Genomic DNA, 8,592 nt, shown 5'->3' with positions numbered 1-8,592 from the left:
CCCCGAAGTGGTCCTCCAGGCTGCCCCGGATCGCGTTGCTGGCGAGCGCGCGCAGCAGCTGGGCCCGCTGCTCGTCGCTGGGCGTGGTGTTGTCGGTGGTGAACTCGTCCTCGCCGGCCGCGAGTTCGGTGCTGAGCCCGGCGACGACCTGGTAGGCGTACGGGAGCGAGGCACGGACGGTGTCGAGGAAGGCGGCCTCGTCGACGCGGCCCTGCTGGGCCTGGGCGAGGAGGGCGGGGGAGACGTCGAGCGACATGAGGTCCTCTTTCGGGGGATGCGTCGGGCTTCTCTGGGCAGCGGCCCGTGGCGGGCAGCGGTCACCCGCAACGGTTATCGAAGATGAAAACCATTGCAAGGAAGACTCTTCCGGTCACCCTGACGCCCTGTCAAGCGGGGGCCCTCGAAGGGTTGACGGCGCGGGTGCCGGGAGCCCCGCCCTTCCCCCGGGGCGTGCCGGTCCTCTCATGGGCCGGTCGCGGCGTGGCCCCCCGGCAAGGCCCGCGTTAGGGTCACCCCATGGAGCCACGACGGAACGCGCGCGCCCGGAGGACGTGGTGAGGGAGGGCGGGACGGTGCCGGCCGACAGCGAGGCTCTCGGACCGCAGTTCGACTTCCTGCTCCAGGAACCCCTGACCCGGGCGCGCGGCGGGGACTCCCTGCAGAAACAGCTCCTGCACCGGCTGCGGGCCGCCGTCCTCGACGGCCGGCTCCCGGCGGGCAGTCGGCTACCGGGCTCGCGGCCCCTGGCCGAGGGCCTCGGGGTGTCACGCAACACCGTGACCCTCGTGTACGAGGTGCTGAGCACGGAGGGCTACATCGAGCCCAGCAGACAGGGCACCCGCGTCGCCGCGCTGGCCCGCCCCGAGCCGGCGGACCGCGGGCACCAGGCCCCGGCCACGCTGGCGCGGCGCGCCGAGCGGATCCGCGAGCGCGAGCTGGTCGGCGCGGACTCCCACGCCTTCGCGCCCGGGGTCCCCGCCCTGGCCCAGTTCCCCCTGGCCGCCTGGCGGCGTTCGCTGGACCGGGTGCTCGTGCGGGGCGGGACCGGGCTGCTGGGCTACGGCCCGCCGCAGGGCGAGCCCGCACTGCGGACGGCCGTTCTGCACCACCTCGCGCTCGCCCGCGGGATGCGCTGCGCCCCGGAACAGATCGTCATCACCGAAGGCGCGCAGGAGGCGCTCTCCCTGTGCGTCCGGCTGGTCACCGACCCGGGGGACACCGCCTGGGTCGAGGACCCGGGCCACCGCGGCGCGCAGACCGCGCTGGTCGGCGGCGACCTGGCCGTGGTGCCCGTCCCGGTCGACGCGGAGGGCCTGCGGATCTCCGCGTCCGACTGGCGGGAGCGCCCGCCCCGCCTGGTGTGCACCACCCCCGCGCACCAGTACCCGACGGGCGCGGTCCTCACCGCGTCCAGACGCCTCGACCTGATCGAGAACTGCCGCCGGTACGGCGCCTGGATCGTCGAGGACGACTACGACAGCGAGTTCCGCCACAGCGGCGAGCCCCTCGCCTGCATGCAGGGCCTGACGCCCGGCGCGCCCGTCTTCTACGTCGGGACCTTCAGCAAGACGCTGTTCCCCTCCCTGCGGGTGGGGTTCCTCGTGCTGCCCGAGCCGCTGGTCGACCGGGCGGCACCGGTGGTGGACGAGCTGCTGCGCGGCGGTCACCGCCACGAACAGCTCGCCCTCGCGCACTTCATGGAGAGCGGCCAGTACGGCAGGCACCTCGCCCGGATGCGCCGCCTCTACCGCCGTCGGCGTGACGCGCTCAGGGTGGCCCTGGCCGAGCACTTCGACGTGCCCCACACCGTGACCGGCGGGGACAGCGGGATGCACCTGACCGTGCGACTGCCACCGGAGGCGGCCGACCTGCCCCTGGCCCGCGCCGCCCGCCGCCACGGGTTGGCGCCCCGGCCGCTGTCCCAGCACTGTCTGATCCCGGACGCGGCCCACAACGGGCTCGTCCTGGGGTACGGCAACACCCCCGAGTCGGCGTTCGTCCCCGGCCTGCGCCGACTCGCGCGGCTGGCCGGGGACCCGGACCGGCCTCCGGAGGTCAGCGGGCTCGCCGGTCCGCCGTGACGACGGGCCCCGGCGGCCGGCTGACCTTGATCACGAACACCGCGATCGTCACGGCCAGCGCCGCGAACACCAGTCCCAGCTGGAACGCGCTGCTGATGCCGTGCGCCAGGACCTGCGAGGAGTACGGCGCCGGGAGGCGGCCGGTGTCCCGGAACCGGGCGGCCTGCTGCGGGGTGGCCTGGCGCAGGAACGCCGCGGCCTGCCGCCGGGCCTCGTCGCGGCCGGCGGTGCCGTACGCGGTGACGAGGATCGACAGCCCGAGCGATCCGCCGACCTGCTGGGCGGTGTTGAGCATGCCGGTGGCGGCCCCGGTCTCGTGCGGGGCGACCCGGGAGACGACGGTGAGGGTGGCGGGGACGAAGATCGAGCCCATGCCGAAGCCGAACATCATGGTCGGTCCGAGGATGCCGGCGGCGTAGCCGCTGTCGATGTCGATCCGGGTCGCCCAGATGACCCCGCCGAGGACCAGCAGCGAGCCGGCCACCAGGAAGGGCTTGGGGCCGAAGCGCACCTGGGTGCGGGCGGCGAACTGGGCGGCGGCGACGATGGCGACGCTGATCGGGAGGAAGGCGAAGCCGGCCCGCAACGGGCTGAAGCCGAGGATCTCCTGCACGAACAGGGTGATGAAGAAGAAGATGCCGAACATCGTCGCGGCGACGCACAGCAGCAGCCCGTACGCGCCCGAGCGGTTGCGGTCCCGCAGCAGGCGCAGCGGCATGATCGGCTGCCGCGCGTGCCGCTCGTTCGCCACGAACGCGGCGATCAGCACCACCGCCAGGCCGAAGGCCGTCAGGGTGACGGAGTCCGTCCAGCCGTGGTCGGAAGCGCGGATGAAGCCGTACACCAGCGAGACCATCCCCGCGGTGGCGGAGAACGCGCCGGTCAGGTCGAAGCGCCCGGGGTGCCGCTCGGACTCGTTGATGTAGAGCGGCGCCAGCAGCGCGATCGCGATGCCGATCGGCACGTTGACGAACAGCACCCAGCGCCAGGACAGCCAGGAGGTGAGCATCCCGCCGAGCAGGAGGCCCACGGCGCCGCCCGCGCCGGCGACCGCGGAGTAGACGCCGAAGGCGCGGTTGCGTTCCGGGCCCTCCTTGAAGTTGGTGGCGATCAGTGCCAGCGCGGTCGGCGAGGCGATGGCCCCGCCCACGCCCTGGAGCGCCCGGGCGGTCAGCAGCCAGGCGGAGGACTGCGCGACGCCGCCGAGCAGCGAGGCCAGGCTGAACACCAGGACACCGACGACGAACACCCGCCGCCGCCCCAGGATGTCGCCCGCGCGCCCACCGAGCAGCAGCAGCCCGCCGAAGGTCAGGGTGTAGGCGTTGATGACCCAGGACAGGTCGGTGGTGTCGAACTTCAGCGCCTGCTGGATGTGCGGCAGCGCGATGTTCACGATCGTGACGTCCAGGACGACCATCAGCTGGGTCGCCGCGATGACGGTGAGTGCGATCCCTGGGTGCTGGCCCCGGCGTGCGGTCGCGGGCGCGGCCTCGGCCAGGGCTCGGGAGGTGGCCATGGCAGGTCTCCCAATGGCTCGGGAGTGAACGACGGGCAGGGGGGCGGATCCGTTCACCACCACCGACGGTAACCCCGGGTGATAGGGAACACAATCGTTCATTACGGACAGCTGCCGTCCGTGCCCCGTTCCCGGGAGGTCAGGCGGACGGCAGGAGCGCGGCGCGGCGCCGCCAGTACCGCCACCCGGCGTCGATCTGGCCGGGGGCCCAGGCCACCGCGTCCTTCTCCAGGCACTCCCGGTGGCCGGTGCGGTGGCGGATCTCGCCCGCGGCCCGGGCGGTGAGCTGGGTCCGGCAGGCACGTTCGAGCAGGATCGCGTACATGACCGCGTGGGCGGCGTCGCGGCCGACCGCCGCCAGCCCGTGGCCGGGCATCAGGCAGGCGCGGGCGTCGCCGAGGTCGGCCGCGAGCGCGCGGCCCAGCTCGGGGGTGCGCACGAGGTTGTCGGTGGCGGTGAACCGGGGCAGGCCGTGCTCGGCGAAGACGACGGCGTCGTGGCTGAGCGCGCACAGCGGCTCGTCGAGCGCGCTGAAGGCGTTGACCGTCGGGGAGTGGGTGTGGACGCTGACCCGGACATCGGGCCGAGCCCGCATGATCCCGGTGTGGATGTGGTGTTCGAGGTGGACCCGCCCGTTCCCCTCCAGCGGTTGACCGGTCCACGACACGAGCAGCACGCGATCGGGCGTGACCTCCTCCAGGCCCCAGCCGGTCGCCTTCATCCACACCCCGCGCCCCCGCGGATCGCGGACCGCGAGGTGTCCCCACACCATGTCGCCCTGTCCGGCCGCGGCCAGGACCCGGCTGCCCGACACGACCAGGTCGACCGGGTCGTCGATGTTTCCGTCCGTCATGGATCGTGCTCCTCGATGTCGTGTTCCGGGCCCGTCACCGGGCGGCTCCGGGCCGCCGCCCGGACGGCGACGGCCCGCCGCGCGCGGGGCCTTGGCGGTCGCCGGCGGCGATGTCCCGAACCCTAAGGAGCGGCCGGGGACCGTGACCAGTGAAAAGAACGCAAGTGCTACTTTCGCCTGGTGAAAGTGACCTCCCTCGACCTCAACCTCCTCGTCGTCCTCGACGCGGTGCTGGAGGAGGGCGGCGTCACCGCCGCGGCCCGGCGCCTGGACCTCTCGGTCCCCGCCGTCAGCCGGGCCCTGGGACGGCTGCGGACGGCTTTCGCCGACCCCCTGCTGGTCCGCTCCGGCCGGGGCATGAAGCCGACCGCGCACGCGCTGGCACTGCGGCCGCGGATACGCGCCCTGGTCGAGGACGCCCAGAACCTGCTGGGGCCGGTCGAGGGGGACACACCGGCCGCACTGCGCCGGTCCTTCACCGTCCTGGCCCCCGAGGACCTGGTCGCGTGCTTCGGCGCGGACCTGCTGGCCCGGGTGCGGGCCGAGGCCCCCGGCGTCCAGTTGCGCTTCCTCGGCGAAGGGCGGACGGCCGACGAGGGCACGGCCGTACGGGAAGGGGCGGCCGACGTGGCGATCGGCGTCAACACGCACAAGGAGGACGGCCTCCGCTCGGAAGGACTGGTCCGTGAGCTACTGCTCGGCGTCGTCCGCGCCGGCCACCCGCTGAGCCACGGCGAGCCCACGACGGCCCGCTTCGCCGCCTGGGACCACGTCGTGGTCTCCCGGCACGGCCGGCTGCGCACCACGACCGACCGCCTCCTGGAGGCCGAAGGCCTCCGGCGCGCCGTGGCGGCCTCCGTGCCCGACTTCACCACGGCGCTGCGCCTGATCGCCGCCGGAGACCTCGTCGGCACCGCGCCGGCCACCCTGGTCCGAGGCCTGGCGGGCCCGCTCCGACTGGCCGCCTTCCCGGTGCCGTTGAGCCTGAAGCCACTGCGTGTCAGCCTGCTGTGGCACCCCCGCCACGAGAACGAACCGGCCCACCGCTGGCTGCGCGCCCGCATCCGTGAGGTGGCCGGCCGGCCCGGCGCCCGCGACGGGACCGGAGCGCCGGTTCCGCACGGCGCGCCCGAGCGCTGACCGGCGCGGAGCGGACCGGGCCTGCTCCCCGGGCCACCGCGGCCGTGCGGGCACCGTCACGACGGGGCGGGGGGCGGCCACCGCCCGGGTGATCGGTCCGGTCCGTGGGAGGACCCGATCAGATCCGGTAGCGGATCCGCTCCTCCCGGATCAGCGCTTCCAGCTCCGCGTCCGACAGCGGGTGCAGCGAGTCGAGGATCCCGCGCAGCTCCGCTTCGTCGACCTCGTCGCCGGTGACGTCGATCTCCGTCCTCTGGCGTTGGCGGGTGAGGCTGACGCTCCGGCCGCCGTAGGGGTGGTCGCGGACCGTGAGCAGGTCGCCCCGGGCGTCCACCGAGCAGGTCACGCCCTGCTCCGCGCGCTCGGGGCACCGGAGGACCGTCGGCGTGAACGACAGGCGCACCGAGAGGTTCGCGAACCGTGACTCGTACCCCTCCCGGACGGGCCGGTACTCGGCGGAGAAGGAAGCGGGGCCGGACTCGGCGCGGGACACCCGCATGTCCGAGGGCGCGGCCCCCAGGAGCAGCGTTTCCGCACGCTCCCGGTAGCCGGCGACCTCCTCCTCGTGCCGGCGCTGCTTCGCCTGCGCGGGGCCGAGGAACCCTCCGTAGGCGACGGCGGTGGCCAGCACGGCCAGCGCCCCCAGCCGGACCCAGCGGCCCGGCACGAAGAAGGCCGCCGCGACGGCGTACGGCACCCCGGTCAGCGCGATCCGGGTGCCGCCGTCGCCCAGACCGACCTCCTTGCCGTAGGCGGCCACACCCGCCAGGACGCCGAGCGTGCCGAGGGCGAAGACCAGGACGGCCCAGAGCAGACGCCTCGGTACGGAGCCGCACAGCGGCACCACGGTCCGTACCGGCATGCCCATGACGGAGAGCAGTAGCACCGCCAGTGGGACCCCCACCGCGAGGACCGTCAGCGCCGCGCCCGGGCCGCCTCCCCAGGCTGTTCCCACCACGGTGAAGCCGAGTACCGGCGCCGCGAGGGTCATCGTGGCCCAGACCAGGAAGAGGTGCAGGGCCATCAGTGCCCCTTTGCCGTTGTCCATGGCACGGAGCCTGCCAGCCGGCGCCCTCGGTGCGCATGAGTACCCGTACTCACGGATCGTCTCGGGACGGGCCGAGCGCCGCGGAACCGGCCCCGAGGTCACCGGGCCCGGACGACCACCACCGGGCAGTCGGCGTGCTGCGCGCAGTGGGTGCTCACCGAGCCGAGCAGTGCCTTGGTGAAGCCGCCGCGGCCGTGGCTGCCGACCACCAGCAGCTCGGCGCCCCGGGCCGCCTCCAGCAGGACGTCGGAGGGATCGCCCATGACCATCGTCTGGCGGACCTCCGCCCGGCAGTCGTCGCCGAGCACCGTGTGCAGCTCGTCGGCGAACCGGCGCTCGGCCAGCTCCCGGTCGAAGGTGGGGTCGACCATCGGTGCCGACCAGCCGAAGTGGCTCGGCGGCTCCCAGGCGCCGACCGCGTCCACGATCCCGCCGATCAGCGTGGCGTGCCGGGCCGCCCAGCGCAGCGCGGCGTAGGAGGACGGCGAGCCGTCGACGCCGACCACGACGCGGGGCGCGGAGTCGTTCGCGTTCATCTGCACCGTCCTGTGGGTCGCCGGGTGGCGGATCGCCGGCCTCCCTGACCACGGTGCTGGCCGTTCTGCGCCGCCGCCACCACGGCCCGCCGCCCGGGTGACGGCCGACATCCTCCCGGTTCCCCTTCGCGGGCGCCCGACCGTGCCACGGCCCGGGTGGACCGGTGGGGCCCGCTCGGCCGGGTGCCGCTGTGGACCGCGGCGGGCGCCCGGCCGTTGACGGCGGCCGGGTTCCTCGCCGCCGGTTCGGGCCGGCCCCGGGTGCGGCGGGTGCCGCGGCGCGGCGGCCGATCCCCACCGGCGCCCTCGCCGCGGCCTGAGGTTCCGTCAGCCGTCCGGTCCCCGCCGCGACCCGACCGGGCTCCGCCGCAGGCCGGGGCCCGGGGCGGAGTCGAGACGATGACGAACGATCAGAAGCGCGTCACCGTCTTCGCGTTCCCGCAGGTTGGACGCGTGCATGACGTTTTTCCGGGGGGCGGGACGACCCTTGACGGGGCTTGGGTTCTCTGCGAACCTCTCGGCAGGTCTGGACCAAGATCGGCCTCTTCGCCGGGGGAGGCCGGCGCCGATCCGACGGTCCGCAGGGGGGATCTGCGGGCCGGGGACGTCGAGGCCGCAGCGGCCCGTCGGCCGCGCCGCCAGAGCACCCGCGGCGCCGACCACGTCGGCGCCCGGCCACGGGGAACGCACCATTCACCGACTGCCGAATCGAGTCGCACATGCCGCACTCCCTCCCCTCGCACGCCTCGCCCGCACAGCGGGGCGTCTGGTTCACCGAGCGCCTCGGCCAGGTGCACGGGGTGTTCCACATGCCGGTCCTGCTCTCCTTCGACCGGGTCGACGCCGAGGCGCTCGCGCGGGCCGTCACGACGGTGACGGAGCGTCACCCCTCGCTGGCCCAGGTGTTCGTGGAGCGCGACGGCGGCCTCGTCCTGGAGCCGGGCACCGCTCCTGTCCTCGACGTGGTCGACGTCTCCGGGGACTGTGCGGACGGTCGGGAGAAGCGGCTGGCGGAGGACGCGGCACGGCCCTTCGACCTGGAAGCCGGCCCGCCGGCGCGGTTCACCCTCCACCGGGGCCGCGGCGAGGCGGCGGTCCTGCTCGTGGTCGTGCACCACGCGGTGTTCGACGGGGAGTCCAAGGACGTCCTGGTGGCCGAACTCGCCGCCGCCTACGCTCAGGCGCTGGGCGAGGCCGCTCCGGCGGCCGACCGGACCCCGCCCGGGCCGGCGGCCGCGCCCGACCCGGAGCTGGTCCGCCGCGCCGCGGACTGGTACGGGCCGCGGTGGGCCGCGGCGACCGAGCCCGTCCTGCCCGGGCTGCCGCACGCCGTCACGGCCCCGGCGTCCGGGGCGTCGGTCGGGTGGCGGACGGACGCGCGGGGCAGGGCGGCCCTGGCCGAGGCCGCGGAGCGCAGC

8 protein-coding genes are annotated in these 8,592 nt (G+C 74.8%); 3 read left to right on the top strand and 5 right to left on the bottom strand.

Annotation, left to right across the window (positions count from 1 at the left end; genetic code table 11):
• Window positions 1–256, bottom strand: a 256-nt coding sequence (locus ACFRMQ_RS33910) for an SCO5389 family protein (protein ID WP_380734610.1), incomplete at its 3' end; no start/stop codon positions are given.
• A 316-nt stretch (window positions 257–572) separates the two neighbouring features.
• On the opposite strand from ACFRMQ_RS33910, the gene ACFRMQ_RS33905 reads away from it, so the two are divergent.
• The gene (locus ACFRMQ_RS33905) at window positions 573–2,081 is read left to right on the top strand and encodes a PLP-dependent aminotransferase family protein (protein WP_380734609.1); all 1,509 of its coding nucleotides are present in this window, start codon (window positions 573–575) and stop codon (window positions 2,079–2,081) included.
• On the opposite strand, the gene ACFRMQ_RS33900 is transcribed toward ACFRMQ_RS33905, so the two are convergent.
• Window positions 2,056–3,597 carry an MFS transporter gene (locus ACFRMQ_RS33900; RefSeq protein ID WP_380734608.1) on the bottom strand — a complete coding sequence of 514 codons (1,542 nt, stop codon included), beginning with the start codon at window positions 3,595–3,597 and terminating at the stop codon, window positions 2,056–2,058. The genes ACFRMQ_RS33905 and ACFRMQ_RS33900 overlap by 26 nt on opposite strands.
• A gap of 139 nt (window positions 3,598–3,736) precedes the next feature.
• The gene (locus ACFRMQ_RS33895; RefSeq protein ID WP_380734607.1) at window positions 3,737–4,450 is read right to left on the bottom strand and encodes a class II aldolase/adducin family protein; all 714 of its coding nucleotides are present in this window, start codon (window positions 4,448–4,450) and stop codon (window positions 3,737–3,739) included.
• Between the two features lie 180 nt (window positions 4,451–4,630).
• Here ACFRMQ_RS33895 and ACFRMQ_RS33890 point away from each other — a divergent pair, with 180 nt between their 5' ends.
• Window positions 4,631–5,590: a LysR family transcriptional regulator gene (locus ACFRMQ_RS33890; protein ID WP_380734606.1), complete on the top strand. Its 960-nt coding sequence runs from the start codon at window positions 4,631–4,633 to the stop codon at window positions 5,588–5,590.
• A gap of 118 nt (window positions 5,591–5,708) precedes the next feature.
• Here the strand turns inward: ACFRMQ_RS33890 and ACFRMQ_RS33885 are convergent, their stop codons facing one another.
• Both ACFRMQ_RS33885 and ACFRMQ_RS33880 read right to left on the bottom strand, forming a co-directional pair.
• A complete protein-coding gene (locus ACFRMQ_RS33885; protein WP_380734605.1) occupies window positions 5,709–6,638 on the bottom strand; it encodes a hypothetical protein in 930 nt (309 codons plus the stop codon).
• A gap of 98 nt (window positions 6,639–6,736) precedes the next feature.
• Window positions 6,737–7,174, bottom strand: coding sequence for a universal stress protein (locus tag ACFRMQ_RS33880; protein ID WP_380734604.1), 438 nt, complete (start codon window positions 7,172–7,174; stop codon window positions 6,737–6,739).
• 719 nt (window positions 7,175–7,893) lie between these two features.
• On the opposite strand from ACFRMQ_RS33880, the gene ACFRMQ_RS33875 reads away from it, so the two are divergent.
• A partial coding sequence (locus ACFRMQ_RS33875) for a condensation domain-containing protein (protein WP_380734603.1) occupies window positions 7,894–8,592 on the top strand: 699 nt, incomplete at its 3' end.

Origin of the sequence: Kitasatospora sp. NPDC056783 (assembly GCF_042789895.1) — a bacterium.
Lineage (GTDB): Bacteria > Actinomycetota > Actinomycetes > Streptomycetales > Streptomycetaceae > Kitasatospora.
The sequence above is the reverse complement of the archived record's forward strand: the minus strand, read 5'-3'. Positions and strand labels throughout refer to the sequence as shown.

What these genes read in the sequence shown, in the direction of transcription:
- ACFRMQ_RS33900 (WP_380734608.1), bottom strand. Translation starts at nt 3,597, where the DNA reads ATGGCCACCTCCCGAGCCCTGGCCGAGGCCGCGCCCGCGACCGCACGC.
- ACFRMQ_RS33895 (WP_380734607.1), bottom strand. Translation starts at nt 4,450, where the DNA reads ATGACGGACGGAAACATCGACGACCCGGTCGACCTGGTCGTGTCGGGC.
- ACFRMQ_RS33885 (WP_380734605.1), bottom strand. Translation starts at nt 6,638, where the DNA reads ATGGACAACGGCAAAGGGGCACTGATGGCCCTGCACCTCTTCCTGGTC.
- ACFRMQ_RS33880 (WP_380734604.1), bottom strand. Translation starts at nt 7,174, where the DNA reads ATGAACGCGAACGACTCCGCGCCCCGCGTCGTGGTCGGCGTCGACGGC.